Below are 26,838 nucleotides of genomic sequence, written 5' to 3' on the forward strand. Positions count from 1 at the left end.
GGCCGCTCAGCCCAGGTACTGACAGAGACCGCGCGGCACGAAGACCCCGTGCCCCGCGCGCCCCGTGTACTTCCGCCGGTCGATGACGACCTCCCCCCGGGACAAGACGGTCTCGACCTGCCCGGTGATCGCCTTCCCCTCGTACGCCGAGTAGTCGACGTTCATGTGGTGCGTCCCGGCCGACAGCACCTGGGTGGCGTGCGGGTCGTAGACGACGATGTCCGCGTCCGCGCCCGGCGTGATCGTGCCCTTCTGCGGGTAGAGGCCGAACATCCGTGCCGGGGTCGCGCAGGCGATCTCGATCCAGCGGCGGCGGGAGATGTGGCCGTCCACCACCGCCTGGTGGAGGAGGTCCATGCGGTTCTCGACGCCCGGCAGGCCGTTGGGGATCTTCGAGAAGTCGCCCCGGCCCAGCTCCTTCTGCCCGGTGAAGCAGAAGGGGCAGTGGTCGGTGGAGACCACCTGGAGGTCGTTCGTCCGCAAGCCCCGCCACAGCGCCGCCTGGTGCTCCTTCGGCCGCAGAGGCGTGCTGCACACGTACTTGGCGCCCTCGAAGTCCGGCTCCGCCAGGTTGTCCGTCGACAGGAAGAGGTACTGCGGGCAGGTCTCGCCGAAGACCGGCAGGCCCATGTCCCGGGCGGCGGCGATCTCCGCCACCGCCTCCTGCGCGGAGACATGGACGACGTACAGCGGACTGCCCGCGACCCGCGCGAGCTGGATCGCCCGGTGGGTGGCCTCCGCCTCCAGCAGCGCCTTGCGGACCTCCCCGTGATATCGGGGGTCGGTCTCGCCCCGGGCGAGCGCCTGCTCCACCAGGACGTCGATCGCGATGCCGTTCTCCGCGTGCATCATGATCAGCCCACCGGTCTCGCCGGCCACCTGCATCGCCCGCAGGATCTGCCCGTCGTCCGAATAGAAGACCCCCGGATACGCCATGAACAATTTGAACGAGGAAACCCCGTGCTCGACGAGCTTCGGCATCTCCCGCAGCGTCGCCTCGTTCACGTCCGACATGATCATGTGGAACGCGTAGTCGATCGCGCAGTTCCCGTCCGCCTTCTCGTGCCAGGCGTCCAGGCCGGCCTGCAGCGACTCTCCCTTCGACTGCACCGCGAAGTCGACGATCGTGGTCGTCCCGCCCCACGCCGCGGCCCGCGTCCCCGTCTCGAACGTGTCCGACGCGGACGTGCCGCCGAACGGCAGCTCCATGTGCGTGTGCGCGTCGACCCCGCCCGGGATCACGTACTTCCGCGACGCGTCGATCACGCGGTCGGCCGTCCACTCCTGGCTTCCCGGCGACGCCAGCGCCACCACCCGGCCGTGCTCGATCAGCACGTCCGCGTGCACCTCTTCCGCGGCCGTGATCACGAGCCCGCCGGTGATCAGAGTCCGAGTCATCTCCCCGCCTTCCCTTCCTTCCCTTCGCGCCGGCCACCGGCCGGTCCTCCGCCCGTGCAGGCCGGGGCCGCTCCCCGGCCCGCCGCGCGCCGTCGGCCCGCGCGGCCTCCGGCCTCCTCCGCCGGGGAGCTCCCGGCCTCACGGGTTCAGAGGGACCGGAGGGCCCGTTCGAGGAGGGCGGCGCCCTCCTCGGCCTCGGAGACGGTGAGGGAGAGGGGCGGGGCGATGCGCAGGGTGCTGGTGTCGTGGCCGCCGCCCTTGCCGATGAGCAGGCCGTTCTCGCGGGCCGCCTCCAGGACCGCGGCGACCGCCTCCGGGTTCGCGCGGTCGGTGTCCGGTTCGGTGAGTTCGACGCCGATCATGAGCCCCCGGCCGCGTACCTCCCGCACGGCGGGAACACCGGCGCAGACCGCTCGGACGCGTTCCAGGAGGAGACCGCCGACGCGGCGGGCGTTGCCCTGGAGGTCGTGTTCCAGGAGGTACGAGAGGTTGGCGAGTCCGGCGGCCATGGTGACGGGCGAACCGCCGAAGGTGGAGAGGGAGTGGGCGTCGACGCAGTTCATCACCTCGGCGCGGGCGACGACCCCGCCGATCGACATGCCGTTGCCGATGCCCTTGGCGAAGGTGAGGATGTCGGGCGGTCCGGCCCGGCCGTGGGCCTGCCAGCCCCAGAAGTGGTCGCCGGTGCGGCCCCAGCCGGTCTGCACCTCGTCCGCGATCCACAGGATGCCGTGCCGGTCGAGGACGCGGCGGAAGGCGGCGTACAGGCCGTCGGGCGGGGAGGTGAAGCCGCCGACGCCCTGGATCGGCTCCGCGATGAGCGCGGCGACGTTCCGGGTGTGGCCGATGAGGTCTTCGAGGTCGGCGACGCACGCCTCGGTGAACCGCTCGTCGGTGTACCCGGCGTAGGGCCCGCGCGTGCGGACGGCGCCGTGCACGTAGAGCGTCTGGAGCGGGGAGAGGCCGGTGGGCGACCAGGCGCGGTTGCCGGTGACGCCGACGGTGGAGAAGGAGCGGCCGTGGTAGCTGTTGCGCATCGCCAGGATCTGGTTCGAGCGGCGGTACGCGGTGGCGAGGAGGAGGGCGGTGTCGTTGGCCTCGGTGCCGGAGGTGGTGAAGAAGACGCGGGCGTCGGGGATGCCGGAGAGCCCGGCGATCCGCTCGGCGAGCTCCACCATGGGCCGGTTGAGGTAGAGCGTCGAGGAGTGGACGATCCGTCCGGCCTGCTCGGCGACGGCCTTGGTGACCTCGGGCAGGGCGTGGGCGGTCATGGTGGTGAGGATGCCGCCGAAGAAGTCGAGGTACCTGCGTCCCTCGGCGTCCCAGACGTGGCGGCCCTCGCCGTGGGTGATCTCCAGGGGGTCGCGGTAGTAGAGGGCGACCCAGTCGGGGACGACGGCCCTGTGCCGGTCGTACAGGCTGCTCACGGCCGCACCAGCCCGTCGTACGCGTCGGGGCGGCGGTCCCGGTAGAAGGCCCACTGCCGGCGGACCTGGGCGATGAGGCCGAAGTCGAGGTCGCGGACGACGAGTTCCTCGTCCTTGTCGGAGGCGACGTCGCCGACGAAACGGCCGCGCGGGTCGACGAAGTAGCTCGTGCCGTAGAAGTCGTTGTCGCCGTACTCCTCGACGCCGACGCGGTTGATGGCGGCGACGAAGTACTCGTTGGCGACGGCGGCGGCGGGCTGTTCGAGCTGCCAGAGGTGGGAGGAGAGGCCGCGGTGGGTGGCGGACGGGTTGTAGACCAGCTGGGCTCCGTTGAGTCCGAGCTGGCGCCATCCCTCCGGGAAGTGGCGGTCGTAGCAGATGTAGACGCCGACCTTGCCGACGGCGGTGTCGAAGACCGGCCAGCCGGCGTTGCCCGGACGGAAGTAGTACTTCTCCCAGAAGCCCTCGACCTGGGGGATGTGGTGCTTGCGGTACTTGCCGAGGTAGCTGCCGTCGGCGTCGATCACGGCGGCGGTGTTGTAGTAGAAGCCCTCGCCCTCGACCTCGAAGACGGGGACCACGATCACCATGCCGGTCTCCCGGGCGAGGTCCCGCATCCGGCGGACGGTCGGGCCGTCGGGGACGGGCTCGGCCCAGCGGTAGTGCTCGGGCTCCTGGACCTGGCAGAAGTAGGGGGCGTTGAACACCTCCTGGAAGCCGATGACCCCGGCGCCCTGCCGGGCGGCCTCGCGGGCGTGCTCCTCGTGCTTGGCGATCATGGATTCGGTGTCCCCGGTCCAGGTCGCCTGGACGAGCGCGGCGCGTACGACGTCGTTCATGAGCTGCTCCTTCGGCACGGCGTCAGAGAGCCTCTACGCACGTAGACGCGGTGCGTAGGAAGAGAACGTAAGCCCCGTCACACCCCGGAGCAAGACCACTGCCGCGAAGCGGCCGAGTCGATCATGTTTCATACCCGAGTGGTCCACATCGGTCACATGCGGGCACACGCGACCTCATGCGGGCGCGGCGCGGGGTCCCGGCGTCCGGGGCCTCGCGCCGCGCCCGGCCGGGGCTCACGGGAAGCGCACGACGATCCCGGTGTGCGGGCGCCTGCCGAGCCGGAAGAGCGTGGCCGGAACGTCGACGAGCCAGAACTGCCAGGTGTACTTGCGCAGGAGCAGCCGCCGGACCCGGCGCAGCTCCTCCCCCGTCACGAGGCGGGCCTCGCCGGTCACGCGTGCGGCGCCCCCGGGAACGTTGCCGCGCACGTCGCAGACGGCGGCCACGACCCGCGGGTCGTTCCGCAGCCGCTTGACCTTCCAGGAGTCGGTGCGGGTCCAGGCGTACAGCTCGGAGCCCTCCACCGCGTACCAGACGGGCGTCGCGACCCCCGTGCCGTCCTTCCGGAAGGTGGTCAGGCTGACGTAGCGGCCGCGCCGCAGCTCCTCGGGAACCATGCCCGGGAGCCTACGGGGCGCGCCGGACCGCGCCGGGCACCGGGCCCGCCCCGGCTCAGACCGGGGCCGGGGAGCAGTGCGCGACCAGCTCGTCCATGGAGAGGCCGAGGACGCCGGCGAGGGCCGCGACGGTGAAGAAGGCCGGGGTCGGGGCCCGGCCGGTCTCGATCTTGCGGAGGGTCTCGGCGGAGAGTCCGGCGGCCGCCGCGATCTCGACCATGGACCGCTCGCCGCGCGCCTCGCGCAGGAGCAGTCCCAGACGCTCGCCGCGCTCGCGCTCTTCGGGGGTCAGGGGGGTGCGCACCATGAGGCCATTCTAATACCGGTATAGTAATTGGTCATGGTGGAGATCAAGACGAACGAATCCCTGGCGGCCATGCGCGAGACCGGACGGGTGGTGGCCCGCGCCCTCGCGGCCGTACGGGAGAAGGCGGCGCCCGGCGTCCGGCTGACGGACCTCGACCGGGCCGCGCGCGAGGTGCTGGCGGACGCGGGCGCCGGCTCGCCCTTCCTGGGGTACCGCCCGGAGTGGGCGCCGGTGCCGTTCCCGGCGGTCGTGTGCCTCTCGGTGAACGACGCGATCGTGCACGGCGTCCCGGACGACACCCGGCTCGCGCCGGGCGACCTGGTGTCCGCGGACTGCGGGGCGCTGCTGGGCGGCTGGGCGGGCGACTCCGCCGTCAGCTTCACGGTCGGCCCGGCCCGGCCGGAGGACGCCCGGCTGATCGCCACGGCGGAGGAGGCCCTGGAGGCCGGCATCGCGGCGGCCGTCGTCGGCAACCGGATCGGGGACGTCGCGCACGCGATCGGGCGGGTCTGCCGGGCCGCCGGGTACGGCATCCCGGACGGCTTCGGCGGGCACGGCATCGGCCGCACCATGCACGAGGACCCGGGCGTCCCCAACGAGGGACGCCCGGGCCGGGGCATGAAGCTGCGTCACGGGATGACGCTCGCGATCGAGCCGATGCTCATCGGCGGTGGTACGGACGACTACTACACGGCGCGGGACGGCTGGACGATGCGCACGTCCGACGGCTCGCGCGCCGCCCACGCCGAGCACACGGTGGCGATCACGGACGACGGCCCGCGCGTGCTGACGGCACCGTAGCCCCCGTCACCCTCCCGCCGGCCTGACCACCATCGCGGAGCCGCCGCCCCGCCGGACCGTCTCGGCCGCGGCCAGCCAGCGGCCGTCCGGCAGGCGCTGGACGCCGGTGGCCGCGCCGATCTCCGGGTTCTGCCGGAAGCGGTGCCCGATCGCCTCCAGTTCGGCGCGGACGGGGCTGTTCCACAGGCCGGGTTCGAGTTCGGTGGTGGCCTGGTTGCGCTGGCTGGCGCGCGGCGCGGCGATCGCGTCGACCAGCGGAAGCCTCCGGTCGAGGACCCCGGTGAGGGTCTGGAGGACGGTGGTGATGATGGTCGCGCCGCCCGGGGAGCCGAGGGCGAGGACGGGCCGGCCGTGCCGGTCGAGGACGATCGTCGGGGAGATCGAGGAGCGCGGGCGCTTGCCGGGGCCGGGCAGGTTCGGGTCGTGCACGGCCGGGTTCGCCGGGGCGAAGGAGAAGTCGGTCAGCTCGTTGTTGAGCAGGAAGCCCCGGCCGGGCACGGTGATCCCGCTGCCGCCGGTGGACTCGATGGTGAGCGTGTAGGCGACGACGTTGCCCCACTTGTCGGCCACCGTCAGGTGGGTGGTGTTCTCGCCCTCGTACGTGGTGGGGGCGGCGGTGCCGCCGGGGGCGCAGTGCGCCGGGTTCCGCGGGTCGCCGGGGGCGAGCGGGCTGGTCAGGACGGCGTCGTCGCGGACGAGGCAGGCGCGGGAGTCGGCGAACCGCTGGGAGAGCAGGCCGCGCGTCGGCACCGACTCGAAGGCCGGGTCCCCCACCCAGCGGCCCCGGTCGGCGAAGGCGATGCGGCTGGCCTCGACGAAGCGGTGCAGGTAACGGGTCTGCGAGGCGCGGGAGAGATCGGTGTTCTCCAGGATGTTGAGCGCCTCGCCGACGCTCGTGCCCCCGGAGGAGGAGGGGGCCATGCCGTAGACGTCGAGGCCCCGGTACGAGACCTTCGTCGGCTCGCGGAACTCGGTGCGGTACGAGGCGAGGTCGCGCTCCGTCAGGTCCCCGGAGCGGACGTTCCGGGTGGCGCCCGGGCGGACGGGGGGCGTGCGGACGGTGTTGACGATGTCCCGGGCGAGCGGTCCCCCGTAGAGCGCGCCGACGCCCTCGCGGCCGAGCTTCTCGTACGTACGGGCCAGGTCCGGGTTCCTGAAGCGCGAGCCGACCTCGGGCAGCCGTCCGCCCGGCAGGAAGAGGGCGGAGGAGGCCGGGAAGTCGCGGAAGCGGGCCTCGTTGGCGGCCGTCTGGGAGCGGAAGGTCTCGTCCACGGTGAAGCCCTCGCGGGCCAGGCGCTCGGCGGGTGCGAGCAGGGTGGAGAGCCGCTTGCTGCCCCAGGCGTCGAGGGCGGACCCCCAGGTCGCCGGGGTGCCGGGGGTGCCGACGCCGCGCCCGCTGGTCATGCCCTCCTCGAAGGGGATGGGGGCGCCGTTCTCCACGAAGAGGTTCGCGTCGGCGGAGCGGGGCGCCGTCTCGCGGCCGTCGATCGTGTGGACGGTGCGGCTCTTCGCGTCGTAGTAGACGAAGTAGCCGCCGCCCCCGATCCCGGCCGAGTAGGGCTCGGTGACACCGAGGGCCGCCGCGACGGCGACGGCGGCGTCCACCGCGTTGCCGCCCTTGCGGAGCACCTCGATCCCGGCGGCCGAGGCGTCGGCGTCGACGCTGGCGACGGCGCCGCCGTAACCGGTCGCGACGGGCTCCTTGACGGGTGGCGCCGCCACCGTCGGCGGTGCGGCGGCGCCCACCGAGAGCACCGTCGCCGCAACGGCGAGAAGCGAGACCTTGCCAGCGGCCGAGCGACGCATGCGTACCTCCAGTCAACTGCGGTCCGCGCAGCGTAACTTCCCCGGAGCCCTTCCGTCAGGAACGCCTCGAACTGAATGCCGGATCGCCGCTAGCATGCGCGCCCATGGACGAAGACCTGCGCAACATCGTGCTCGGGGTGCTGGCCACCGGTGTCAGCGCCTCCCTCGGCTGGCTCGGCCGCACGTACCAGTGGCGGCGCGGGCTCCGCCGCAAGCAGGCGTTCTTCGGGCTTCCCGGGGGTTCCGAGTGCCTGCTGGTGGTGAACCGGGAGTCCGGCGGGGACAACGTGGTGCACCGTCACGACGTCTTCGCGCTGCTCGAACTCTCCACGCTCGTCAAGGACTGCGGGGCGCACGCGCGCATCCTGTCGCACGACCGGACCCACCAGGGCTTCGGCGACCGCACCGAGTTCTGCGTGGGAGGACCGTACTCGAACAGGCGTACGGCGGCCCATCTGGCCACCCTGCTGCCGGGCGTGTCGGTGAACGTGGAGGTCGAGCCGTCCGAGACCCGGGGGTCGATCACGGTCGGCACCGAGCGCCACCTCATGGACAAGGGGACGTCCGAGTACGTGCTCCTGGCCCGGCTCGCGGCCGGGGAGGGACACCGGCCGGTCTTCCTCTTCTGCGGGCAGCGGGCGATCACCAACCAGGCCGCGACCCGCTACCTGGCCCGTCACCACGAGGCCCTGGCGCGCCGTCACCGCGGCGGCTCGTTCGTCCTGCTCCTCAAGGTGGTCAACTCGGACGCCTACGGTCCCGACGTGGTGGAGCTGGTGGCCGACGTGACGCGGGCGGCGCTCACGCCCCCGGCGCCCGCCCCCGCGTCCGGGGCCGCGGCGGCGTGAGCGGGGCGCCCGGCCGCCAATCGTTACCCCCACGTGACGCACCGGGGTGTTACCTCCGGTAAGCCACCGAGGTTACCGTCGGGTACTTTCACTGCCCCCCTCAGCGCCGTCCCCGCGGCGTCCCCAGTGAGGAGTACCCCCGTGCGCGCACCCCTGGTCCTCGCCGTCTCGACCGCCCTCCTGGCCGGGACGGCCCTCGGCCTCGCCCCCACCGCCCAGGCCGGCACCACCGGCACCACCGGAGTCCGTTTCGTCGACATCCCCGGGGAGGGCGGCACCGTCCTCAAGGCGAACGTCGTCACCCCCGCCGGGACGCCCGCCGACGCCCGCCTCCCCCTGATCGTCTTCCCCACCAGCTGGGCCATGCCCCAGATCGAGTACGTCGCCCAGGCCCAGAAGCTCGCCGACTCCGGCTACGTCGTCGTGAGCTACAACTCGCGCGGCTTCTGGCAGTCCGGCGGCGAGATCGAGACCGCGGGCCCCAAGGACGTCGCCGACGCCTCCGCGGTGATCGACTGGGCCCTCGCCCACACCCCCGCCGACCCCGGGCACGTGGGTATGGGAGGCGTCTCGTACGGCGCCGGGATCAGCCTGCTCGCCGCCGCGCACGACCCCCGGATCAAGGCCGTCGCCGCGCTCAGCGGCTGGGCCGACCTCATCGAGTCCATCTACAGCGGCCGGACCCAGCACCTCCAGGCCGCCGCCCTGCTCGGCGGCGCCGGATACCTCACCGGCCGCCCCGGGCCCGAACTCCAGCGGATCCTGGGCGACTTCCTCTCCTCCAACCTCGCCAAGGAGGAGGACATGATCGCCTGGGGCCGCGAGCGCTCCCCGGTGACGTACCTCGACCGGATCAACGCCAACGGTGCCGCGATCATGCTCGGCAACGCCTGGGGCGACACCATCTTCCCGCCCAACCAGTACGCGAGCTTCTACGAGAAGCTCACCGGCCCCAAGCGCCTGGAGTTCCGCCCCGGCGACCACGCCACCGCCGAACTCACCGGCCTCTTCGGCCTGCCCAACGACACCTGGACCAGCACCCGCCGCTGGTTCGACCGCTACCTCAAGGGCGCCGACAACGGCATCGACCGTGAGCAGCCGGTCCAGCTCGCGTCCCGCTCCGCCGGCGGCTACGAGGGCTACGCGGACTGGAAGTCCGTCCAGGCGAACCGGCGGAAGTTCGACCTCGGCGGTACGCAGCGGGTCTGGGCGAACGTCGACTCGGGCGCCAACGGCGGCATCACCCTGCTCACCAACGCCCTGGACCAGTTCCTCCGCGTCCCGCCCGTCGTCTCCGTCCCCCTCCTCCCCCGCTCCTTCGCCGGCGTGTGGCAGTCCGAGCGGTACGACACCTCCCAGCGGGTGCGCGGCACGACGAAGGTGCACACCACGGTCGCCTCCACCGAGGAGAGCGGCACCCTCGTCGCGTACCTCTACGACGTGAGCCCGCTCGGCGTGGGCAAACTGGTCACCCACGCTCCGTACACCTTCCACGACAAGGCTCCGGGGCAGCCGTTCGCCGTCGACCTGGAGCTGTTCTCCACGGCGTACGACGTGCCGGCCGGGCACCGGCTCGCCCTGGTGGTCGACACCGTCGACCCGCTCTACATCGAGCACAACCCGACCGGCGCGCGGCTGACCTTCTCCTCCCCCGCGGCCGACCCGTCGTACGTGTCGGTACCGCTGCGGAAGGAGTGATCACCGGCCGCTGCCGGGCGGGTGCGGCTCCCGTCCCGCTACCGCCCTCCCGGCAGCGGCGTCCCCGGCCCCGCGGGGGCGACCTCCACGGCCCCCGCCTTCGGGTCGCGACGCTCCCTGCGGGCCAGCCAGGTGGCGAACCAGGAGAGCAGCATGCACATCCCGATGTAGATCGGCGAGATGACGAGCACGACGGGGATGAACGGCAGGTCGTAGTCGAGGTTCGACGCGATCAGCTTGCCCGCGTGCAGGAACTCCTCGTAGGTGATGAGGAACCCGAGCGAGGTGTCCTTGAGCGCCACCACCAGCTGGCTGATGATGGCGGGCAGCATCGCGCGGACGGCCTGGGGCACCAGGACGTACGTCATCACCTGTGTCTTGCGCATGCCGAGCGCGTACGCGGCCTCCCCCTGGCCCCTCTCGACGGAGTGGATCCCGGTGCGGAACACCTCGGCGAGCACCGAACCGTTGTAGAGGGTCAGGCCGGTGACGAGCGCGGGCAGCGGCTGCACCTTCAGCGCCACGAAGACGAAGAAGATCATCACCAGGACGGGCATGGCGCGGAAGAACTCGACGAACAGGGTCGAGATCCACCGCGGCACCCGGTGTTCGGAGAGACGGCCGGCGGCCAGGAGGGCGCCGAGGGCGAGCGAGAGGACCGCCGCGCAGGCGAACGCCTTGAGGGTGTTGCCCAGGCCCCTGAGCAGCAGCTCCTGGATGCCCTCGTAGAGGAAGGGCGACCACTTGGTGGAGGTGAACTGGTCGGTGGCGAAGAGGAGATGGAGAATCCAGCCGGCCAGCGCGAGGAGCAGGACGGTGGCGGCGAGGCCGTAGAGGAGGTGGCGTTTCCGGGCGCGCGGCCCGGGAATGTCGTAGAGGGCGGTGGACTCGGTCATCGGGCGACTCCCCAGCGCTTCTCCATGACGTGGAAGAGGGCGCTGATGGTGAGGGTGATGATCAGGTATCCGACGGCGATCCAGACGAAGGTCCAGACGATGTTGTAGCCGAGCTCGTTCAGCGTCTTGTAGGTGCCGAGGAGTTCGGTGACGCTGAACGCGCCCGCGATCGCCGAGTTCTTGGCGAGGGCGATCAGGGTCGAGCCGATGGGCGGGATGACGGTGCGGAACGCCTGCGGCAGGACGACCGTGCCGAGCGTCTGGGTGAACGTCATGCCCAGGCTGCGGGCCGCCTCCCCCTGGCCGCGCGGCACCGTGTTGATGCCGGAGCGCAGCACCTCGCAGATGAAGGCCGAGGTGTAGCAGCCGAGGGCGAGGACCGCGAACAGCTCGAAGGGCAGGACCAGTCCGAAGCGGGGCAGTCCCAGCATGACCGCGAAGAAGAGCAGGGTCAGCGGGGTGTTGCGCAGGACGGTCACCCAGGCCGTTCCGAAGGCCCGGAGCGACCTCACGGGCGCCGCCCGGAAGGAGGCCATGACGAAGCCCAGGACGAGGGCGAGCGCCGAGGCGTAGACGGTGAGTTCGACGGTGCCGAGGAACCCCTTTCCGTAGAGCGAGAAGTTGTCGGTCAGGACGTCCATGTCGAAGGAGCTCCTCCGGGTCGGCCCGCCGGGTACCGGTCGATGGCGGGCGGCTTCGGGGCGGGGACCCCGGAGAGGCCGAGGGTCGCGTCGTACGCCTTCTTCCAGTCGCCGTTCTTCTCGTGGGCGGCGATGGCGTCGTCCAGTGCCAGGCGCAGGGTGTTGTCGTCGCGCGGGACGCCGATGCCGTACGGCTCCTTCGAGAACGGCTTTCCCGCCACCTTGAGTTCGTCGGGGACCTTGGCGGCGTAGCCCATGAGGATCGTGTCGTCGGTGGTGACCGCGTCCACCTGGTAGGTCAGCAGGTTGTCCACGCAGACCGAGTAGGTGTCGTAGGCGACGAGTTCGGCCTCCGGGTAGTCCTTCTGGATCCGCTGGTACGGGGTCGAGCCGGCGGCCGAGCAGACCCGTTTGCCGGCGAGGTCCCGCGGGCCGTGGATGTCGTTCTCGTCGGTGCGGACCAGCAGGGACTGACCGGCCTGGTAGTAGGGCCCGGCGAAGCCGACGAGCTTCTTGCGGTTGTCGTTGATGGTGTAGGTGCCGACGTAGTAGTCGATCTGGCCGTTCTGCAGGGCGGTCTCGCGGTTGGCCGAGGCGATCGTGCGGAACTCGACGCGGGCCGGGTCGAAGCCGAGGGAGGCGGCCATCATCTTGGCGATCTCGATGTCGAAGCCGGAGTAGCGGCCGGAGGCCGGGTCCTTCTCGCCCATGTAGGGCTGGTCCTCCTTGACGCCGACGACGAGCCGGCCGCGCTTCTTCGCCCGGTTCCAGGTGGCCGAGCCGGGCAGGGAGAAGTCCTCCCGCACCTCGTAGACGGGGAGCTGGTCGGGCTGCGGTCCCTTGACGGGCGGGCTGCCCTCCCGGCCGCAGCCGCCGAGCGCCGTCGCGGCGAGCAGCAGGGCGAGCGCGGCCAGGGTCCGGTGCGTACGCTGCATGGTTCCCACCCGGTCAGTGCTTGAGGATCTTGGAGAGGAAGTCCTTGGCGCGTTCGCTGCGCGGGGCGGTGAAGAAGTCCTCCGGCACGCGGTCCTCGACGATCCTGCCGTCCGCCATGAAGACGACCCGGTTGGCGGCGGAGCGCGCGAAGCCCATCTCGTGGGTCACGACCACCATCGTCATGCCCTCCCGGGCCAGCTGCCGCATGACCTCCAGGACCTCGTTGATCATCTCGGGGTCCAGCGCCGAGGTCGGCTCGTCGAAGAGGAGCGCCTTGGGGTCCATGGCGAGGGCGCGGGCGATGGCGACGCGCTGCTGCTGGCCGCCGGAGAGCTGGGCGGGGAACTTGCCGGCGTGCGCGGCGAGTCCGACCCGGTCGAGGAGTTCGCGCGAACGCCGGTCGGCCTCCTCCTTCTTGCGCCCGCGGACCTTGATCTGGGCGAGGGAGACGTTGTCGAGGACGGTCCTGTGCCCGAAGAGGTTGAAGGACTGGAAGACCATGCCGACCTCGGCCCGCAGCCGGGCGAGCGCCTTGCCCTCGGCGGGGAGCGGCTGCCCGTCGATGAGGATCTCCCCCGACTCGACGCTCTCCAGGCGGTTCACCGCCCGGCAGAGGGTGGACTTGCCGGACCCGGAGGGGCCGATGACGACGACCACCTCCCCGCAGGCGACGGTGAGGTCGATGGACTGGAGGACGTGCAACGTGCCGAAGTGCTTGTTGACGCCACGCAGTTCGATCAACGGATCGACGACGGCCATACGCTGCCCTGCCCCATTTCTCAGCGGTGTCGCGGTCAGCGCAAACTACCCACCGAAAAACGGACTTCACGGGACGACACGCATGAAACATGAATAAGCCGTATTTACTGCGTAAGGGTGGGCGTCCGGCCGCCCCCGTCAGTACTCGGCGGCCTCCGCGTACACCCGGGAGAGCTGGGGAGCGCCCGTCGTCGCCCAGTCGAGGCCGGCCTCGACGGCCTGGATCTCCCGGCCGGAGGCGAGCCGTACCACCGGGCCGCCGCCCGGCCGCACCTGCCAGCGGGCGCCCGGGACGTTCCGTACGACCACCGTGCCGAGGTAGAGGCCGGCGTCGTTCCCGAACCAGGGCAGCTCCTCCGGGTCGTCCCGCCAGCGGGGCGGCAACTGGTCGAGCTCCTGGAGGGAGCGCGGGGTGTCGTCCAGCTCCACCCCGGCCTCCCCGGCACGGGCGCGCAGCAGCTCGCACTCGGCGAGCAGCTCGGCCACCCCGTCCGGGTCGCGGTCGAAGGCCGCGGCCAACGGGGAGGCCGGAGGGGCGGAATCGTGCCGTCTGCGCCAGATGTCCAGAAACGGGATGTTCATCCGAACAGCGTCGCACCGCTTCCCGCCGGTCCACCACCCGGCGCGCGGAGATCGTTCCCGGGCGGGCCGGAGGGCCCTGACGGGCCGGGCGGCGGCCCGGCGGACCCGGCGCGGCGCGGTCCGGCGCGGTCCGGCGCGGTCCGGACCGGGGGTCCCCTACACGTCGAGGTCGACGACGACCGGCGCGTGGTCCGAGGCGCCCTTGCCCTTGCGCTCCTCACGGTCCACGTAGCTGTCCGTGACGGCTTCGGTGAAGGACTCGTTGCCGTAGACCAGGTCGATGCGCATGCCCTTGTTCTTGGGGAAGCCGAGCTGGCGGTAGTCCCAGTAGGTGAAGGGGTGGTCGTACTTGAGGGGGCGCGGGACCACGTCGCTCAGGCCGGTCCCGCGCAGCGCGGCGAGCGCGGCCCGCTCCGGCTCCGTCACGTGCGTGGCGCCCTCGAAGAGGGCGATGTCCCAGACGTCCTCGTCGGCCGGCGCGATGTTGTAGTCGCCGAGGACCGCGAAGGGGCGCTTCCCCGCCGCGTCCTCCGCGACGGCGGCCTTGAGCGCCTCCAGCCAGCGCAGCTTGTAGGCGTAGTGGTCGTGGGCCACCTCGCGGCCGTTCGGCACGTACACCGACCAGACGCGGACCGGGCCGCAGGTCGCGGAGACCGCCCGGGGCTCCTGGACCCCCTCGTACTCCGGTCCGCCGGGCAGGCCCGTGACCACGTCCGCGAGGCCGACCCGGGAGAGCAGGGCGACGCCGTTCCACCGGCCGGTGGCGTTGACCGCCGACTCGTAGCCCAGGGCGCGCAGCTCCTCGGCGGGGAACTGCTCGGCGCCGCACTTGGTCTCCTGGATGCACAGCACGTCGGTGCCGCTGCTCTCCAGCCAGGCCAGGAGACGGGGCAGCCGGGCGGTGATCGAGTTGACGTTCCAGGTGGCGATGCGCATGGGCGCAAGCCTACTGGCGGGGACCGACAACGGCCGGTCGCCCGGCGGACCCCGGGGGCGGACCGGCTCAGACGTCGGCGGAGGCCCCCGGGGCGAGCCGGGAGTGGTCGGTGCCGCCGAGTTCGCCGATCTGGCGGTCGTAGATCGGCCGGGCGAGGTCGGTGAGCAGGGCGTCGTGGACGTCGTACGCCCGGCGCGGCCTCACCTCGCGCACGTAGTCGATGACCTCGGAGATCTTGTTCCAGGGAGCCATCACGGGCAGCAGCAGCGTGTCGACGGGGTGGTCGGGCACGGTGAGGGCGTCACCGGGGTGGAAGACGGTGCCGTCCACGAGGTAGCCCACGTTGGTGACGCGCGGGATGTCCGGGTGGATCACCGCGTGCAGCTCGCCGTGGACCTGGACCTCGAACCCGGCCGCCGTGAAGGCGTCGCCGTGGCCGACGGTGTGCACCCGGCCGGGGAAGGCCGCGGAGATCGCGCCGGCGACGCTGCGCAGCGTCCAGAGTTCGACGGCCGGGTCGGCCTCCAGGGCGGCCCGCAGCCGGCCCTCGTCGAAGTGGTCGGGGTGCTCGTGGGTGACGAGGAGGGCGTCGGCCCCGAGGGCGGCGTCCTCCTCGGTGAACCCGCCGGGGTCGACGACGAGCGTCCGCCCGTCCTTTTCGAGGCGGACGCAGGCGTGGGTCTTCTTCGTCAGCTTCACACGGCCAGGCTACGACGGGGGCGTGGTCTCCTCCTCGATGACGCGGGTGACGACGCGCAGCGCGGTCTCGGCGGCCGGGAGGCCGCAGTACACGCCCGCGTGGAGCACGATCTCGCGGATCTCGCCGGGCGCGAGGCCGTTGCGCAGGGCGGCCCGGGTGTGGTCCGCCAGGGCCTCCCGGTGTCCCCCGGCGAGGAGCGCGGTGAGGGTGACGGCGCTGCGGGTGCGGCGGTCGAGGCCGTCGCGGCTCCACACCTCGCCCCACTCGTACCGGGTGACGAGGCCCTGGAAGGCCCCGTCGGGGTCGTCGGCGAGGGCCTGGTCCACATGGGCGTCGCCGAGGACCTCGCGGCGCAGCCCGAGGCCCTTCTCGTACGGATCGGGGCGGTCCGCCTCGGCGGGCCCGGCGTCCGGGGCGGCCTCCGGGGCCTCGGCGGCGAGGACCGGGGGCGTGCGGGGCGGCGGCACTGCCAGGGCGCCGCTGGTGTCCTGGGCGGTCCCGGCGAAGTGGTCGACGAGCAGGTCGGTGACGGCCGCGGGCTGCTCGACGGGGGCGAGGTGGGAGGCGCCGGGGACGACGGCGAGCCGGGCGTCGGCGATGCCGGCGACCAGGGTGCGGGCCTCGGCGGGACCGGTGACCTGGTCCTCGGAACCGACGAGGACCAGCACCGGGATGTCGATGCGGCCGAGCGCCTCGCGGACGTCGAAGACGGCGAGGGCCTCGCAGGCGGCGATGTAGCAGGCGGGATCGGTCGTGCGGACCATCTGGACGGCCCAGTCGACGATGGCGGGCTGCGCGCCGGCGAAGAGCGGGGTGAACCACTGCTCGGGAGCGGTGCGGGCCATCGGCTCCAGGCCGTTGGCGCGGACGATGACGCCGCGCTGCCGGAACTCGTCGGCGGTGCCGAACCGGGGCGAGGCGGCGACCAGGGCGAGCGAGGCGACCCGGTGGGGCGCCCGCAGCGCGAGGTCGAGGCCGACGGCTCCGCCGAGGGAGCAGCCCGCGTACCCGAAGCGCTGGACGCCGAGCGCGTCGAGGGTGGCGAGCAGCCTGTCCCCCAGGTCGGCGACGGAGGCGAAGGGCCGGGCGGGCGCCCCGCCGTGCCCGGGCAGGTCGAAACGGACGACCCGCCAGTCCCGCGCGAGCTCGGGGACCTGCCGGTCCCACATGTGGAACGTGGTGCCCAGGGAGGGCCCCAGGACCAGGACCGGAGCCTGTTCCGGCCCGTCGACGCGGTACTGCAGCGTATCGATCTTGGTCTCGCTCACCGGTTCACACCTTCATCTGTCACGATCTGTCACACGCCCCCCGCCAGACCTCCCCATGCCTTCGCTGCCGGGAGCAGGTCCGCCACGTCCGGTTTCACGTACCACTGCTTGGTCGTCTTCACGTTCGTGTGCCCGGCCCACATCGCAAGCAGGTGGTCCGGCGCCCCGCTGTTCGCCAGGAAGGTCAAGCACGACGCCCGAGCATCGTACAGACGGACCCTGCGTAGGCCACTTTCGTCCATGATCTTGCAGACCCGCACCCGGAGCTGCCGGCCGTTCAGCGCGGCGCCGAGTTCATCCACAAGTACATACCCGCTGCTCTCGTACGCTTCGCCCGCCATGCTCTCGGTGTCCTTCTCCACCACGGTGCGATTACCCATCATGGTCCGCGTGTTGGAGACATTGAGCCTTTTCCAACCTCACGCTGACGTGTGATGAAGTCGTGTACCGGCTTGGCCCACCATGATGGAGCCTTGGAGGAATCCTGCCCGCCGACGGCCGGGACAGAGAGGCGCATGGTTTTGTGTGGAGCCAGGAGAGGGGGCTTGACGGTGGGCACGGTCGATGAGGTGCTGCGGAGCGCGGGCGATGCTTGCGAGAGGCAGTTGCGGGGGTGGGTGGGGTCGCTTCAGGGGCCCGCTGCTGAAGTGGCTGCCTATCAGTTCGGCTGGTCGGGAGAGGGAGCACGGCAGGGCGGTAAAAACGTTCGTGCTGCCTTGACTCTGGCGTGTGCGCGTGCGGTGGGAGGTGTGGACCGGCGGGCGGTGCCGGCGGCAGCGGCGGTAGAGATGGTGCACAACCTGTCGCTTCTCTACGACGATGTGCTGGACGGTGACACGGTGCGGCGCCACAGGGCGGCCGCGTGGCAGGTCTTCGGCCCGTCGTCCGCAGCCCGGTCCGCGGACGCAATGATGCTGACCGCGTTCGACGTCCTGTCGGAAGCCGACGCGCCGGACGGGCTGGTGGCTCGTGAGGCGTCGGCCGCCCTGGTGGACGTGCTGATCCAACTGGCCGTCGGCGAGAGCCTGGACCTGGTCTTCGAAGGCCGGACGCAGGTGACCTTGGCTGAGTGTCTGGAGATGGTCTCGGGCAAGACGGCTTCGCTGTTCGCCTGCGCCTGCCGGCTGGGTGCCCTCTACGGAGGCGCCGACCCGGACGTCTCCGTCCAGTGGGCAGAGTTCGGGCACGACCTCGGTATGGCCTTCCAGCTCGTGGACGACCTGCTCGGCATCTGGGGCGACCCGGCGGTGACGGGAAAGCCCGTCTTCAACGATCTGAAGAACCGCAAGATGTCGGTGCCCGTGGTGGCCGCGCTGACGTCCGGGGCCCCGGCCGGCGACGAACTCGCCCGCCTCTACGCCCAGCCGGGGGACGATACGGCCAACCTCGCCCGCCTGGTCGATGAGGCGGGCGGGCGGGCCTGGACCAGCGACCGCGCCGCCCAGCACGCGACAGCCGCACGCGACCGGCTGCACCGCCTCACAGCACTACCCGAAGCTCTCGAAGACCTCGAAGCGCTCTGCACGGTCGTGATCAGACGCGTGCACTGACCTTCCACGGCGGCAGCCCGTCCATGATGTGAGCGCGCCCCTGACCGAACAGCTCGGCGTCCACCTCCTTGAGCCTGCGCAGCTCCCCGGGCTGGTGCAGGGCGTGCACGGCCGCGGGAACCCCGGTGCCACCGGCCGCCTCCAGCAGGGCGTTCACGGCGAGGCGGGCGGCCTGGTTCGCGCCCTCCATCGTCGCCAGGTTCACGGGGGAGCGCACATAGTCCCCGGCCATGAACAGGTTCGCCGCCGCCGTCACCGCCCGCGGGCGCGCCGCCCAGGAACCGGTGGTGTTGATCAGCAGCGGCTCGTCGTTGACGGCCGGCCCCGGCCCGTTCAGATTCCGCACCGCCGGATCCAACTCCCACGAGTGCAGCAACCCCTCGTGCAGGCGGGTTCGACCAGCTCCGTTGAGCCCGTCGCACAGTTGCGCCCAGACCTCGGCCGCGATCTCCGCCCGGCTGCACTCACGGGCCGGCCTGCCGTACAGGATGCCCGGGGTGTCCCAAGAGGAGATGTCCACCGACAGGCAGTCGGCCACCGTCCCGTCGCCGTAGGTGGCCGGGAAGTCGCAGTCCCAGAACTGGGCCTGGCTGATCGAAGTGAGCGCCCAGGGAGAGTCCAGGAACAGGACATGGCCGTGAGTGACGGGCACCGGCCGGGTCAGGTAGAACTGCATGCCGACCATCCAGTCCGTGTGCAGGCCCGTCACACTCTTGAGCTCATCGTCGGCCTCCGCAAGCCCGCGGTCCAGCAGCGCGCCGACGCGATGGACCGGCAGCGCGCAGACAAACCAGTCAGCTTCCAGCTCCCGCAGCCGGCCGGCCGGACCACGCAGTTGGGCCCCGGTGACACGGCGACCGCTCAGAGCCAGCCGCTCGACCGCCCATCCGAGTTCCAGCCGCACCCCCAGGGACGCCAGATGACGGATCCACGGGTCGATCCAGGCTGTGCTGGTGGGACCGTTGAGCACCCGGTCCGCCGGATGCAGTTCCTCGCCCCTGCCGAGAAACCCGTAACTGAAAGCCTCCAGAAACCCGCCGACCGTGTGCGCGCTGCAGACCTCGGCCCGTGCCGCGACCACCGTGCGGGTCGCGCCCACCACACACGCCTTGATGTACTCCTCGGAGGCGCCGTCGGCCGCGGTGAAGTCCCACCACGAGGTCGACTCCCACTGGCCCAGCCGCCGCTCATCACTGCTCGTCATGTAGACGAGCATCCGGTTCGCGAAGTACAGCAGCTCTTCGCTCGTCAGCCCCCTGCCACCCGCCTCCAACCCGACAGAACGCAGGAACTCCATCGGAGTCCGGGCACCCGCAGCCCCGGACACATCGGTGACCCGCTCACCCACCCGGCCCGAGCGCGCGGACAGCATCCGCGTCGCCTCCCGCAGGTTCCCCGCCACCCCTTCCGCGCTGCCGTCGACAGGGATACGGCGCAGAGTGTCCGGCAGACTCCGGTAGAACCCGGGGAAGAACCTGAATCCGTGCTCACTGGGCAGGTCCAACCGCCCGCCTCGTCCGGTCCCCGCCACCCACGCGCTACGGGCCTTGCCACCCCAGCCGGCGGGCTCCACCACCGTGGCCTCGAAGCCACGCTCCGCCAGCTCCATCGCCGCCGTCAACCCGGCCACGCCACCACCCAGCACCGCGACTCGCAAGCCCCGCCCCACCGACACCACCACATCCCCTACTGGGGGCCCTCAGCGAGAGGCCCCCTTCCACCCCGTCACGAGAAGTAGATCACCCATCAGTTGTGCGTCGGAGATCGCGCCTTCGACGCTCAATGCGGCCGGTCAGCGCTCCGAGCTGCCACACGCCGGCAACCCGGTCGGCCACATTCGCTCTGCAGGGCAGAAACGCTCAGGCCGACCTGGGGTCGGGGCTGGGCACGTGCGTGGGGCCCGGACGCGGTCAAGCGGTCGCCCTGCTGATCTCCCGGTCGGCGAGCTGACGCAGTTCGCCCGTCAGCATCACCTGGACAGCCGCACGGACGTCTTCCGCGTAGATGACGTTGCTGCTAATCCTTGTGGAGAGCACATCGGCGGCGTGCATCAGTTGTTCGACGAGAAGGGCGAGCAGGCCGGCGAGGACACTCTTGGCCGACGCGCTGACGGTGACGGATTCGTCCGGGCTGAGCGCGCTCATGATTCGGTCGATGGCGCCCTCGAGGGCACCGTCCGGAGTGCTTGCCACGGGCTGTTGCACAGGCTGCGGCTCGGTCCGGGCAGCTGGTGCCCTCTCGAGCAGCCAAGCGGCCAGCAAGCGGCGCAAGTCGTTGTCCGATCGGATCGCGTCATCCACCTGGCGAGGCTGGATCTCCTTGCCACCCGCCTCGTCGGCGTCCGCGTTCGACCGGAGGAGATAAGCGCCATCCAAGATCTCCCCCATAACGCAGATCAGCCCCGCAGCCACCGCCCGGGACGCCTTGGGATGGAGCTGCTTCTTGGTGTGAGCGACGAACAGCTGTTCAGAAAGGATTTCCTCGGGCTGCTCCTTACGCGCAGCCGGGTCCGGCTTTCCGCCTTTTTTCTGACCCATCGGCATTCCTCCGCGTGTGGTTGTTCGCGCTTGCTGACGGTCACTACCGAGCGGGCGACTCTTGTTGTCTCATCGTCGTCATCTCATCGGCACAAGGTGTGCAGAATCCGAAGATGCCTACGAAATAGGCGCGGGGGAACGTCCCCGTCCCCCACCGGCGCCGGCGGACACCGCACCGCCGCGCTGTCCGTTGCGGGGCGCCGGCCGGTCGCGAGCCTTGCTGACCCATCCGACGTCGGACGTACCCGTGGTGCACTGGCGGGCGGAGATCTGCCGCAGCCGGTTTCTTGCGACTGCGCACAGAACCGGCCTCGCTCCGTGAAGTGACCGGCCGGGTGCGGCGGACCCGGCCGGCGTACAGAGAGCGTTTCTCTCCTGGAGAACGGTGCGGTTATTGCTCGGTGAAGTGCCACATCTGTGACGTGGTCGCCGAGTTGGGGTGGGGGAGCTCGCGCAGCGGTGCATAGTTGTCGTCCCCGTAGAGGCCGGTGACAGCAACGTCCTCGTTCAGAAAGGGCGACAGAACCCACCGTGCGGGGCTTTCGTCGGTGGACCTGAGGATCCACCATTGGGACTTGTTCGTCGTGCACGCGGCCAGGTACACGGAGGCCCCTGCTTCGCCTGTCCTGGCGTCGGCGCAGTTCCCCGTACTGGCGCTCTTCCAGTGGAAGATTCCCGGACGCCCGTTCACCTGGTCGAACTGGAAGGTGCGGGGGAAGGGGTGGTCCTGTCGGTAGTACACCTGCAGGAAGGTGCCGGCGTTGCCGACCGTGTCGTCAGGGACCAGGTAGTTGGTGTGGGCGTCGTTGGTGATGACAACAGGCCCGGAGGGGACGGGGGCGGCGGTGGGTGCGGCTTGGGCGGCCCCTGTCAGGGCTGCGACGGAAATAACGGCGGCCGCGGCAGCGACCCAGCGACGGATGGTCATACGGGTGATCTTGGCAGGCCAGATTTTTGCCAGACCGCCTTTTCGGGGAAGGTCACCCGATCGAGGAGAGTCGGCTGATCCGGGGTGGCCGGGTGCCGCTGTCCGGCTCGGAACCCGGGCAGCACAACACGCCACCGACCGAAGCGGTGACCTTCGCACACTCCCTGATTCGCGCGGGGCGCACGCCCCCCCAATCCTGTTGGGTTACCAGTTCACGGCGACGGTTGCAGCAAGATCGAATTGAGGTGATCCTGCCGCACGAGTCCTTCCCATTCATGCCCATCCGACAGCTTGACAGCCGGGTGTCGCGGTGGCGGCGCGACGCGTCGGCGCCGTCCGGCCGGCCGGCGAAGCGCGCGCCGGGCGGCCGGATGCGCGAGGCCGAGCGCGCCGAGGCCCGGCTGAGAATCGCGGCCTGGATCACCGGCTTCTACAACAACCGACGGCTGCACGGCGTGTGCGGGTACCACAGCCCGATCGACTACGAACGAGACCACCAGGCCGACCCCACCGTGGAGCTGGCCGCTTGAAGGATCTCCACAGCCCGAGGAGATTTACAACGCATTCACCATCGGGCGATGGGAAGCGGAGAAACGCCCGGATCCTTCCGTCCGCTGACCGCGCTGTCCCTACCCCGCCTGCTTCCACCCCGGTGTCCGTGGTCCCTCAGGTGCGTGTGCTGGGTGGTGCACACGGGCCAGGCGGTGAATCTGCGCTGGTCAGTCGTCCAGAGTCATGGACCGCGTCCACACGAACCTCCCCCAGCGGGTCAGCGAATCCCCGCACCAGTACAGCGGCGCCTGGACTACGCACGACGGGAATCACCCGTACCAGCAGGCTGACCGCGGAGATCGCGACGGAGGCGGGTTTCGCGGGCCAGAGCCCTGACGCGGATGATGCCGCGCTGCGTCGGGACCACTCCACGGCTGCGGCGGGACGGCAACGGCGGACGCTGACGGCCGCCGGGAAGTCGTGAAGAGTTGTTCCACCTCTGATCGGACCGTTCAAGATCCACATGCGGTTCTGCGGCGAGTCTGGTGAGTATGACTTGGTCCTCGGCATTGGCCGGGGTCGTGCCAGCCCACCCCGGCACATCACAGGAGGCAGTCATGGGCACCACCCCGGACAAGACGCTCAACGGCAAGGTCGCCTTCGTCGGCGGCGCGTCCCGTAACCTCGGCGGGCTGATCAGCACCACCCTCGGAGCGCAGGGCGCCCTGGTCGCGGTGCACTACAACAGCGACTCCTCCCGGGCCAAGGCCGAGGACGTCGTGAAGGAGATCAACGCGGGCGCGGGCGAGGCGTTCGCGATCCAGGGCGACCTGACCCAGGTCTTCGAGGTGGAGCGGGTCTTCGACGACGTCGTGAACCGGTTCGGGAAGCTCGACTACAGCATCAACACCGCCGGCATGGTGCTGAAGAAGCCGCTCACCGAGATCACAGAGGAGGAGTACGACCGGATGTTCGCGGTCAACTCCAAGGCCGCGTTCTTCGTGATGCGCGAGGCCGCCCGCCGCATCGAGGACGGCGGGAAGATCATCACCATCGTCACCTCGCTGCTGGCCGCATACACCGGCCTGTACTCCACCTACGCCGGCAGCAAAGCCCCGGTCGAGCACTTCACCCGCGCCCTGTCGAAGGAACTGTTCGGCCGCAACATCTCGGTCAACAACATCGCCCCGGGGCCGATGGACACCTCATTCTTCTACCCCGCGGAGGACGACGACTCCGTCGCCTACCACAAGTCGTCCGCGATGAACGGTGACCTCACCAAGATCGAGGACATCGTGCCCTGGGTGATGCACCTGCTCACCGAAGGCTGGTGGGCCAACGGCCAGACCCTCTTCCTCAACGGCGGCTACACCACCCGCTGACCCACGCACCAAACTCACGAAGCGGAATTCAGCGTCCGAATGCCTGCTGGACCGTTGTCAGTTGCCGGCTGGTGGCACGACGAACTCCTCGGCGATGCCGGCTTCCAGCGCGGCGATGCGCCGATCGGCAAAGCGGGCGTTGTCCCGGGCGGCCGTAAGACGCTTGTTGAGACGTTCGTCGGTGTTCGTCAGCGCGGCGACTTCGCGGCGCAGGGCAACATCGGCGGTCGTGATGCGCACGACATCGGCATCCGTCCAGTCCTGCGGCAACTCGGCAATCCGACCCAGGAGTTCCGCAATGCGATCACGCTGGTCGATGATCTCCGCGTGGGCCGCTTCGAGGGCGTCCTCGGTGGTGAGCGCGCGTTCCCTCCACGAAGCCTCGATCGCTTGGCGCCGGGCTTCGTCGATCGACCTGTCCAGTCGCACCTTGCGGTGCCCGGCCGGACACCTCGCCGTCCGGCGAGGGGAGGTCGGGACCCGGTGGCGGCGGCCCACCACCGGACGGCAGGCCCTCCCCGCCCTGGCGCATCTGCGGTGCGGTGACACCTACGCCCGGCTCGCGGCCGGGTTCGGTATCGGCATCGCCACCGCGTACCGCTCCATACGCGAGGCCGTCGAAGTGCCGGCCGCGCTTGCGCCCACCCTGGTCGAGGCGATGCGTGTCGCACGGGTCAAGGCGTTCGTGATCCTCGACGGCACCCTGCTGCCGATCGACCGGATCGCAGCAGACACCCCCCACTGCTCGGGGAAGCACAAGCGCCACGGCATGAACATCCAGGTCCTCACCGATCCGTTCGGCCGCCTGCTGTGGGCTTCGCCCGTGCTGCCCGACTCCCCGCACGATCGGACCATCGCCCGTACCCATGGGATCGTCGAGGCTCTCGCCGCCGCCGACCTCACGTGCTGGGCGGACAAGGCATACCAGGACGCCGACGGCTCCATCCGGGTGCCGTTCCGCGGACGCCGCCTCAAGCGGTGGCAGCGGCGGCACGACAGTACACACGCCACAATCCGCTGCCCCGGCGAGCAGGCCATGGCCACCCCGAAGGGCTGGCGGCTTCTGCGAAAACCCCGCTGCAGCACCAACCGCATCACCGCGATCGTCCAGGCCGCCCTCGTCCTTCATCACACGTCGGCGTGAAGTGGGAAAAGGCTCACTGCAGGGTGTTCGGTGGTGTCTCGCTCACCCGCTGGCCCCTCTCATCTCTCACGTTTTCTCACATCGCCGGGTCGAACCCAGCGGCTCCCGCCCCCGTCCGGATGCCGGGTCCGGAACCGGCCGCCCCGCCGCGGGTCCGTGGAGGCCGCCCCACGCCGCTGCCGCTCCACGCGGGTCCTCCACGTCCCGCTTCACGTACCACCGCCCGGTGGTCTTCACGTCACCGGGCTCTTTCCGAGCCGGCGGTGCCGACCGCGAGCCGGACGTGCCCGCGCGACGACGATGCTCCCGAGCGGCGGCCGGGCTTCTCCGGGCAGGGGGTGAAGCCGCCGGGAAGCGAACCGTCATCACGGCGGTCGGTGGGCCGCGCGAGCTTCGGGCCGCTGCTCGAGCGTGTACCGCTCGCCCGAGTCGGCCGGCCGGGGTTCCGGCTACTTCAGCAGCCGGAACCCGGGCTGCCGGACCCATGCCCGGAGGAACTCCGCCGAGCCGTACACGGCGGGCCAGGGATCGGTCGTCGTGGCGATGACGCCGGGAAGGCCCGCCACCACGGGCACGCGGTCCTCCCACAGTTCGGCGTTGACGACTCCGCCGATCACGTCGATGACGGCGGCGGCCAGCAGGGCCGTGACGACGTGGTCGACCGGACGGTTGGAGAAGGCGACCACATGGGCGGCGTGGGTCGGCCTGAAGCCGATGAGGGGCTCCTGGTCGATCTCCCCGTCGTGTCCGGCCTCGAACGCGGCCTCGTCGCCGATGCCGGGCCCCGTGACGGAGACCAGGACGGGACGCCCCTCGTCACCCCCGGTCTCCGGGATGCCGAGGCTCTCCGCGCGGATGTTCAGGTCGTACTCGCCGACCCGCTTCTCCTCGAACCGCACCGAGGAGCGGACCAGGAGGTCGCGGAGCCGCCGGATCGCCGCGGGGGGAACGGCCTGCGCCAACTCGATCACCAGCACCGGTCCGCTCATGGCCCGCAGCCTAACCGGCCGGGGCTGCGGAAGCCCGGCGGGCCGCCACCCCGCCGGGGCGCGCACGGAGACCGCGAGAGGCGGGGGGGGCGGCTCCCCCCGGCGCACGCGCCCTCCCGTGCTGCCGCCCGCGCCCGAGCGGCGTTCACAGGCGGACGACGACGAGTGCCGTGTCGTCGGCGTTCGCGCTGTCCGCGGGCAGGACGGAGAGGAGGCGTCGGCCGGGGACTCGGGGCGGTCCGCCCGCGGCGCCCCGGGTGGGAGGCGTCGACGGCGCGGCCGGAGGGGTTGTTGCTGACGAGCAGTGCCTGGAGCCCGTCGAGGTGCCTTTCGCCCGCCCTAGTGCGGCGTACGTTCCCCGGACAGGTCGTAGAGGTTGCCGTCGGGCTTGATCACGCACAGGGCCCAGATGATGAAGCCCGACATGGCGATCATCACCACCGACCACACCGGGTAGTACGGCAGGGAGAGGAAGTTGGCGAGGATCACGAGTCCCGCGACGATCACACCGGACACGCGCGCCCACCCCGAGATCCTGAGCAGCCCGGCGCCGATGACCATGGCGAGCACTCCCAGGGCCAGATGGATCCAGCCCCAGCCGGTGAGGTCGAAGTGGAAGACGTAGTCGGGCGCCCTGACGAAGACGTCGTCCTCGGCGATGGCCATGATGCCCCGCAGGAGGTCGAGGAGGCCGACCAGGAAGAGCATGACGGCGGCGAAGACGGTCAGGCCGGACGCCCATGCCTGCTTCGACGAGTGCGTCGGCCGGGTGTGTGTGGTGGTCATCGTGCGCCTCGATTCGTGGGAGGGGGCGGTCAGTGGGCGGAAGCGCCGGAGGCCGGGTCCGCGTGCTGCCCCGGGCCGTGGCCGCTCAGGACGAGCTCCTTCGCCCTGCGGAACTCCTCGTCCGTGATGTCGCCCCGGTCCCTGATCCGGGAAAGGCGGGCCAGTTCGTCGACGCTGCTGCGCTGTCCGCCGCCCGCGGTCCTCTTGATGTAGGCGTCGAACTCCTCCTGCTGGGCACGGGCCTGCGCCACCTCCCGGCGGCCCATGTTCTTCCCCCGGGCGATCACGTAGACGAACACGCCCAGGAAGGGCAGGAGGATGCAGAACACCAGCCAGCCGGTCTTGGCCCAGCCGCTCAGCCGGTCGTCGCGGAAGATGTCGCCGATGATCCGGAAGAGCAGGACGAACCACATGACCCAGAGGAAGACCAGGAGCATGGTCCAGAACATGTTCAGCAACGGATAGTCGTACGCCAGATAGGTCTGCGCGCTCATGGTTCGGGTCCTCCGATCCGGGCGGGGCCCGGCAGCTGTTCCGTACCGTCTCCAGCCTGTCCGCGATCCCCGCCG

General features: G+C 71.0%; 29 protein-coding genes. 7 read left to right on the forward strand and 22 right to left on the reverse strand.

What is annotated here, in order from left to right:
• Positions 1-6: 6 nt before the first annotated feature.
• The 5 genes from hydA to ACZ6AQ_RS24380 form a co-directional block, all read right to left on the reverse strand.
• On the reverse strand, positions 7-1,398 hold the full coding sequence (hydA, locus tag ACZ6AQ_RS24360) for a dihydropyrimidinase (protein WP_468762242.1): 1,392 nt from the start codon (positions 1,396-1,398) through the stop codon (positions 7-9).
• A gap of 146 nt (positions 1,399-1,544) precedes the next feature.
• A complete protein-coding gene (locus ACZ6AQ_RS24365; RefSeq protein ID WP_468762243.1) occupies positions 1,545-2,825 on the reverse strand; it encodes an aspartate aminotransferase family protein in 1,281 nt (426 codons plus the stop codon).
• Positions 2,822-3,664 (reverse strand): nitrilase-related carbon-nitrogen hydrolase, encoded by an 843-nt coding sequence (locus ACZ6AQ_RS24370; protein ID WP_468762245.1) that lies wholly within the window; start codon positions 3,662-3,664, stop codon positions 2,822-2,824. The genes ACZ6AQ_RS24365 and ACZ6AQ_RS24370 overlap by 4 nt, the downstream gene beginning before the upstream one ends.
• A gap of 234 nt (positions 3,665-3,898) precedes the next feature.
• Complete coding sequence (locus ACZ6AQ_RS24375) at positions 3,899-4,282, reverse strand: PPOX class F420-dependent oxidoreductase (RefSeq protein ID WP_468762247.1); 384 nt, start codon at positions 4,280-4,282, stop codon at positions 3,899-3,901.
• A 55-nt stretch (positions 4,283-4,337) separates the two neighbouring features.
• Positions 4,338-4,589, reverse strand: a complete 252-nt coding sequence (locus ACZ6AQ_RS24380; RefSeq protein WP_468762249.1) for a helix-turn-helix domain-containing protein — start codon at positions 4,587-4,589, stop codon at positions 4,338-4,340.
• 33 nt (positions 4,590-4,622) lie between these two features.
• Between ACZ6AQ_RS24380 and map the strand changes: the two genes are divergently transcribed.
• Complete coding sequence (map, locus tag ACZ6AQ_RS24385) at positions 4,623-5,390, forward strand: type I methionyl aminopeptidase (protein ID WP_388695978.1); 768 nt, start codon at positions 4,623-4,625, stop codon at positions 5,388-5,390.
• A gap of 6 nt (positions 5,391-5,396) precedes the next feature.
• Here the strand turns inward: map and ggt are convergent, their stop codons facing one another.
• Positions 5,397-7,196 carry a gamma-glutamyltransferase gene (gene ggt / locus ACZ6AQ_RS24390; protein ID WP_468762251.1) on the reverse strand — a complete coding sequence of 600 codons (1,800 nt, stop codon included), beginning with the start codon at positions 7,194-7,196 and terminating at the stop codon, positions 5,397-5,399.
• Positions 7,197-7,300: 104 nt separating this feature from the next.
• Here ggt and ACZ6AQ_RS24395 point away from each other — a divergent pair, with 104 nt between their 5' ends.
• Together ACZ6AQ_RS24395 and ACZ6AQ_RS24400 are read left to right on the forward strand one after the other, a co-directional pair.
• Positions 7,301-8,044 (forward strand): hypothetical protein, encoded by a 744-nt coding sequence (locus tag ACZ6AQ_RS24395; protein ID WP_468762253.1) that lies wholly within the window; start codon positions 7,301-7,303, stop codon positions 8,042-8,044.
• 141 nt (positions 8,045-8,185) lie between these two features.
• Positions 8,186-9,742: a CocE/NonD family hydrolase gene (locus ACZ6AQ_RS24400; RefSeq protein ID WP_468762255.1), complete on the forward strand. Its 1,557-nt coding sequence runs from the start codon at positions 8,186-8,188 to the stop codon at positions 9,740-9,742.
• Between the two features lie 38 nt (positions 9,743-9,780).
• Here the strand turns inward: ACZ6AQ_RS24400 and ACZ6AQ_RS24405 are convergent, their stop codons facing one another.
• The 9 genes from ACZ6AQ_RS24405 to ACZ6AQ_RS24445 form a co-directional block, all read right to left on the reverse strand.
• Positions 9,781-10,638 carry an amino acid ABC transporter permease gene (locus tag ACZ6AQ_RS24405; protein ID WP_468762257.1) on the reverse strand — a complete coding sequence of 286 codons (858 nt, stop codon included), beginning with the start codon at positions 10,636-10,638 and terminating at the stop codon, positions 9,781-9,783.
• A complete protein-coding gene (locus ACZ6AQ_RS24410; protein WP_388695991.1) occupies positions 10,635-11,279 on the reverse strand; it encodes an amino acid ABC transporter permease in 645 nt (214 codons plus the stop codon). The genes ACZ6AQ_RS24405 and ACZ6AQ_RS24410 overlap by 4 nt, the downstream gene beginning before the upstream one ends.
• Positions 11,267-12,214, reverse strand: coding sequence for a glutamate ABC transporter substrate-binding protein (locus ACZ6AQ_RS24415; protein ID WP_468762258.1), 948 nt, complete (start codon positions 12,212-12,214; stop codon positions 11,267-11,269). Before ACZ6AQ_RS24415 ends, ACZ6AQ_RS24410 begins: the two co-directional genes overlap by 13 nt.
• Before the next feature lie 13 nt (positions 12,215-12,227).
• Entirely contained in the window at positions 12,228-12,974 is a 747-nt protein-coding gene (locus tag ACZ6AQ_RS24420; RefSeq protein WP_468762260.1) for an amino acid ABC transporter ATP-binding protein, read from the reverse strand.
• A gap of 138 nt (positions 12,975-13,112) precedes the next feature.
• Positions 13,113-13,556, reverse strand: coding sequence for a DUF6278 family protein (locus tag ACZ6AQ_RS24425; RefSeq protein ID WP_468762262.1), 444 nt, complete (start codon positions 13,554-13,556; stop codon positions 13,113-13,115).
• Between the two features lie 156 nt (positions 13,557-13,712).
• On the reverse strand, positions 13,713-14,492 hold the full coding sequence (locus ACZ6AQ_RS24430; protein WP_468762264.1) for an exodeoxyribonuclease III: 780 nt from the start codon (positions 14,490-14,492) through the stop codon (positions 13,713-13,715).
• A 67-nt stretch (positions 14,493-14,559) separates the two neighbouring features.
• Positions 14,560-15,192, reverse strand: coding sequence for an MBL fold metallo-hydrolase (locus tag ACZ6AQ_RS24435; RefSeq protein WP_468762266.1), 633 nt, complete (start codon positions 15,190-15,192; stop codon positions 14,560-14,562).
• A 9-nt stretch (positions 15,193-15,201) separates the two neighbouring features.
• Positions 15,202-16,461: a bifunctional 3-oxoadipate enol-lactonase/4-carboxymuconolactone decarboxylase PcaDC gene (gene pcaDC / locus ACZ6AQ_RS24440; RefSeq protein WP_468762268.1), complete on the reverse strand. Its 1,260-nt coding sequence runs from the start codon at positions 16,459-16,461 to the stop codon at positions 15,202-15,204.
• 29 nt (positions 16,462-16,490) lie between these two features.
• On the reverse strand, positions 16,491-16,826 hold the full coding sequence (locus ACZ6AQ_RS24445; RefSeq protein WP_468762269.1) for a tyrosine-type recombinase/integrase: 336 nt from the start codon (positions 16,824-16,826) through the stop codon (positions 16,491-16,493).
• 186 nt (positions 16,827-17,012) lie between these two features.
• Here ACZ6AQ_RS24445 and ACZ6AQ_RS24450 point away from each other — a divergent pair, with 186 nt between their 5' ends.
• The gene (locus tag ACZ6AQ_RS24450) at positions 17,013-18,011 is read left to right on the forward strand and encodes a polyprenyl synthetase family protein (protein WP_468762335.1); all 999 of its coding nucleotides are present in this window, start codon (positions 17,013-17,015) and stop codon (positions 18,009-18,011) included.
• On the opposite strand, the gene ACZ6AQ_RS24455 is transcribed toward ACZ6AQ_RS24450, so the two are convergent.
• The 3 genes from ACZ6AQ_RS24455 to ACZ6AQ_RS24465 all read right to left on the reverse strand — a co-directional run bounded on the left by ACZ6AQ_RS24455 (position 17,995) and on the right by ACZ6AQ_RS24465 (position 21,476).
• Positions 17,995-19,641 (reverse strand): hydroxysqualene dehydroxylase, encoded by a 1,647-nt coding sequence (locus ACZ6AQ_RS24455; RefSeq protein WP_468762271.1) that lies wholly within the window; start codon positions 19,639-19,641, stop codon positions 17,995-17,997. The genes ACZ6AQ_RS24450 and ACZ6AQ_RS24455 overlap by 17 nt on opposite strands.
• Positions 19,642-19,921: 280 nt before the next feature.
• Positions 19,922-20,548 carry a hypothetical protein gene (locus ACZ6AQ_RS24460; RefSeq protein ID WP_468762273.1) on the reverse strand — a complete coding sequence of 209 codons (627 nt, stop codon included), beginning with the start codon at positions 20,546-20,548 and terminating at the stop codon, positions 19,922-19,924.
• A 391-nt stretch (positions 20,549-20,939) separates the two neighbouring features.
• Positions 20,940-21,476 (reverse strand): RICIN domain-containing protein, encoded by a 537-nt coding sequence (locus ACZ6AQ_RS24465; RefSeq protein ID WP_468762275.1) that lies wholly within the window; start codon positions 21,474-21,476, stop codon positions 20,940-20,942.
• Between the two features lie 275 nt (positions 21,477-21,751).
• Here ACZ6AQ_RS24465 and ACZ6AQ_RS24470 point away from each other — a divergent pair, with 275 nt between their 5' ends.
• Complete coding sequence (locus ACZ6AQ_RS24470; RefSeq protein ID WP_468762277.1) at positions 21,752-22,006, forward strand: hypothetical protein; 255 nt, start codon at positions 21,752-21,754, stop codon at positions 22,004-22,006.
• A gap of 579 nt (positions 22,007-22,585) precedes the next feature.
• The gene (locus ACZ6AQ_RS24475; RefSeq protein WP_468762279.1) at positions 22,586-23,350 is read left to right on the forward strand and encodes an SDR family oxidoreductase; all 765 of its coding nucleotides are present in this window, start codon (positions 22,586-22,588) and stop codon (positions 23,348-23,350) included.
• 57 nt (positions 23,351-23,407) lie between these two features.
• Here ACZ6AQ_RS24475 and ACZ6AQ_RS24480 read toward each other — a convergent pair whose 3' ends face one another.
• Positions 23,408-23,779, reverse strand: coding sequence for a hypothetical protein (locus ACZ6AQ_RS24480; RefSeq protein WP_468762341.1), 372 nt, complete (start codon positions 23,777-23,779; stop codon positions 23,408-23,410).
• Here ACZ6AQ_RS24480 and ACZ6AQ_RS24485 point away from each other — a divergent pair.
• Positions 23,736-24,494, forward strand: coding sequence for a transposase family protein (locus ACZ6AQ_RS24485; RefSeq protein WP_468762337.1), 759 nt, complete (start codon positions 23,736-23,738; stop codon positions 24,492-24,494). The genes ACZ6AQ_RS24480 and ACZ6AQ_RS24485 overlap by 44 nt on opposite strands.
• 449 nt (positions 24,495-24,943) lie before the next feature.
• Here ACZ6AQ_RS24485 and ACZ6AQ_RS24490 read toward each other — a convergent pair whose 3' ends face one another.
• From ACZ6AQ_RS24490 to ACZ6AQ_RS24500, 3 genes are all read right to left on the reverse strand, one after another.
• The gene (locus ACZ6AQ_RS24490; RefSeq protein WP_468762281.1) at positions 24,944-25,483 is read right to left on the reverse strand and encodes a DUF6368 family protein; all 540 of its coding nucleotides are present in this window, start codon (positions 25,481-25,483) and stop codon (positions 24,944-24,946) included.
• A 339-nt stretch (positions 25,484-25,822) separates the two neighbouring features.
• Positions 25,823-26,269 (reverse strand): DUF7144 family membrane protein, encoded by a 447-nt coding sequence (locus ACZ6AQ_RS24495; protein WP_468762282.1) that lies wholly within the window; start codon positions 26,267-26,269, stop codon positions 25,823-25,825.
• A 29-nt stretch (positions 26,270-26,298) separates the two neighbouring features.
• Positions 26,299-26,763, reverse strand: a complete 465-nt coding sequence (locus tag ACZ6AQ_RS24500) for an SHOCT domain-containing protein (RefSeq protein ID WP_468762284.1) — start codon at positions 26,761-26,763, stop codon at positions 26,299-26,301.
• Positions 26,764-26,838: the final 75 nt, after the last annotated feature.

The sequence above is a fragment of the Streptomyces sp. NPDC041191 genome, assembly GCF_055591945.1.

Bases quoted from the DNA above. Each gene is read 5' to 3' on its own strand.
- hydA (WP_468762242.1), bottom strand. From the start codon at position 1,398: ATGACTCGGACTCTGATCACCGGCGGGCTCGTGATCACGGCCGCGGAA.
- ACZ6AQ_RS24370 (WP_468762245.1), bottom strand. From the start codon at position 3,664: ATGAACGACGTCGTACGCGCCGCGCTCGTCCAGGCGACCTGGACCGGG.
- ACZ6AQ_RS24375 (WP_468762247.1), bottom strand. From the start codon at position 4,282: ATGGTTCCCGAGGAGCTGCGGCGCGGCCGCTACGTCAGCCTGACCACC.
- ACZ6AQ_RS24380 (WP_468762249.1), bottom strand. From the start codon at position 4,589: ATGGTGCGCACCCCCCTGACCCCCGAAGAGCGCGAGCGCGGCGAGCGT.
- map (WP_388695978.1), top strand. From the start codon at position 4,623: ATGGTGGAGATCAAGACGAACGAATCCCTGGCGGCCATGCGCGAGACC.
- ggt (WP_468762251.1), bottom strand. From the start codon at position 7,196: ATGCGTCGCTCGGCCGCTGGCAAGGTCTCGCTTCTCGCCGTTGCGGCG.
- ACZ6AQ_RS24395 (WP_468762253.1), top strand. From the start codon at position 7,301: ATGGACGAAGACCTGCGCAACATCGTGCTCGGGGTGCTGGCCACCGGT.
- ACZ6AQ_RS24405 (WP_468762257.1), bottom strand. From the start codon at position 10,638: ATGACCGAGTCCACCGCCCTCTACGACATTCCCGGGCCGCGCGCCCGG.
- ACZ6AQ_RS24410 (WP_388695991.1), bottom strand. From the start codon at position 11,279: ATGGACGTCCTGACCGACAACTTCTCGCTCTACGGAAAGGGGTTCCTC.
- ACZ6AQ_RS24415 (WP_468762258.1), bottom strand. From the start codon at position 12,214: ATGCAGCGTACGCACCGGACCCTGGCCGCGCTCGCCCTGCTGCTCGCC.
- ACZ6AQ_RS24420 (WP_468762260.1), bottom strand. From the start codon at position 12,974: ATGGCCGTCGTCGATCCGTTGATCGAACTGCGTGGCGTCAACAAGCAC.
- ACZ6AQ_RS24425 (WP_468762262.1), bottom strand. From the start codon at position 13,556: ATGAACATCCCGTTTCTGGACATCTGGCGCAGACGGCACGATTCCGCC.
- ACZ6AQ_RS24430 (WP_468762264.1), bottom strand. From the start codon at position 14,492: ATGCGCATCGCCACCTGGAACGTCAACTCGATCACCGCCCGGCTGCCC.
- ACZ6AQ_RS24460 (WP_468762273.1), bottom strand. From the start codon at position 20,548: ATGGGTCAGAAAAAAGGCGGAAAGCCGGACCCGGCTGCGCGTAAGGAG.
- ACZ6AQ_RS24465 (WP_468762275.1), bottom strand. From the start codon at position 21,476: ATGACCATCCGTCGCTGGGTCGCTGCCGCGGCCGCCGTTATTTCCGTC.
- ACZ6AQ_RS24470 (WP_468762277.1), top strand. From the start codon at position 21,752: ATGCCCATCCGACAGCTTGACAGCCGGGTGTCGCGGTGGCGGCGCGAC.
- ACZ6AQ_RS24475 (WP_468762279.1), top strand. From the start codon at position 22,586: ATGGGCACCACCCCGGACAAGACGCTCAACGGCAAGGTCGCCTTCGTC.
- ACZ6AQ_RS24490 (WP_468762281.1), bottom strand. From the start codon at position 25,483: ATGAGCGGACCGGTGCTGGTGATCGAGTTGGCGCAGGCCGTTCCCCCC.
- ACZ6AQ_RS24495 (WP_468762282.1), bottom strand. From the start codon at position 26,269: ATGACCACCACACACACCCGGCCGACGCACTCGTCGAAGCAGGCATGG.
- ACZ6AQ_RS24500 (WP_468762284.1), bottom strand. From the start codon at position 26,763: ATGAGCGCGCAGACCTATCTGGCGTACGACTATCCGTTGCTGAACATG.